General features: G+C 68.0%; 2 protein-coding genes. Both read right to left on the bottom strand.

The window, feature by feature from the left end:
• Positions 1-49: 49 nt before the first annotated feature.
• Positions 50-784, bottom strand: coding sequence for a 1-(5-phosphoribosyl)-5-[(5-phosphoribosylamino)methylideneamino]imidazole-4-carboxamide isomerase (hisA, locus tag NW75_RS21355; protein ID WP_033967402.1), 735 nt, complete (start codon positions 782-784; stop codon positions 50-52).
• Positions 781-1,371 (bottom strand): imidazole glycerol phosphate synthase subunit HisH, encoded by a 591-nt coding sequence (hisH, locus tag NW75_RS21350; RefSeq protein ID WP_033967401.1) that lies wholly within the window; start codon positions 1,369-1,371, stop codon positions 781-783. Before hisH ends, hisA begins: the two co-directional genes overlap by 4 nt.
• Positions 1,372-1,373: the final 2 nt, after the last annotated feature.

The raw sequence follows: 1,373 nt of genomic DNA, 5'->3' as shown, positions 1-1,373 counted from the left end.
CCCCCCCGACCCTCTCCCCGGAGGGGAGAGGGAGATACGTTGCGCCCGCTCATGCCGCCGCCGCCACGGCGAGCGCCGCCGCCAGATCGAGCCGCCCGTCATACAAAGCGCGCCCCGTAATCACGCCTTCCACGCCATCGCGGTTGTGCAGCGCGAGCACATGGATCTCGGCGATGCCCTTCACCCCGCCGCTGGCGATCACCGGAATGCGCACCGCGCGCGCCAGATCGACCGTGGCCTCGACATTGCAGCCTTTCAGCAACCCGTCGCGCCCGACATCGGTGAAGAGGAGGGCGGCAACGCCCGCATCCTCGAACCGGCGCGCCATGTCGATCACTTCGACGGTCGAGACATCGGCCCAGCCCTTGGTCGCGACGAAGCCGTCGCGCGCATCGACCGCGACGACGATGCCGCCGGGGAAATCGCGTGCCGCTTCGCGCACCAGTTCGGGGTTTTCGAGCGCCGCCGTGCCGATCACCACGCGCGATACGCCCAGGTCGAACCAGCGCTCGATCCCGGCGCGGTCGCGGATGCCGCCGCCCAATTGCACATGGCCGGGGAAGCGCTCGACGATCGCGCGCACCGCCTCGCCATTGACCGATTCGCCCGCGAACGCGCCGTCGAGATCGACGACGTGGAGATATTCCGCGCCCGCTTGCGCAAACAGCATCGCTTGCGCGGCGGGATCGTCGCCATAGACGGTCGCGCGGTCCATATCGCCCTCGGCCAGGCGGACGACCTGGCCGCCCTTCAGATCGATCGCGGGGAAAACGATAAGGCTCATGGTTTCCAGCTCAAGAATCGCGTGAGAAGATCGAGCCCGTAACGCTGGCTCTTTTCGGGGTGGAATTGCACGCCCAGCATGTTGTCGCGGCCAATGGCGGCGGTGACCGGCCCGGCATGATCGGTCCCCGCGATCACATCGTCGCCCTCGAAGGCGTAGGAATGCAGGAAATAGGCTTCGCCCGGCACGATCAGCGGATGTGCGACGCTGGGGACGACATCGTTCCAGCCCATATGCGGCACTTTGGCGGTAGGGTCGGCAGGGGTAAGGTGGCGGACGGTGCCGCGCATCCAGCCGAGCCCGGCATGCGTGCCCAGTTCCTCGCCGGTATCCGCCATCAATTGCATACCGACGCAAATGCCGAGGAAGGGCACCGCGTCGCTTCGCACGCGCTGTTCGAGCGCCTCGACCATGCCCGGCACTGCGCGGAGTGCCGCCGCGCACGCGCCGAACGCGCCGACTCCGGGGAGGACGATACGGTCGGCAGTCGCGACGGCGGCGGCATCGGCGGTGATCAGCACGTCGCTGGCGCCCGCCGCCTTCAGCGCATTGGCGACCGAATGCAGGTTGCCTGCGCCATAATCGATCA

The sequence above is a fragment of the Sphingomonas sp. Ant H11 genome (assembly GCF_000797515.1).
In the GTDB taxonomy this organism is placed as follows: domain Bacteria; phylum Pseudomonadota; class Alphaproteobacteria; order Sphingomonadales; family Sphingomonadaceae; genus Sphingomonas.
Note: the sequence above shows the minus strand (reverse complement) of the source record. Positions and strands in the feature narration are given on the sequence as shown.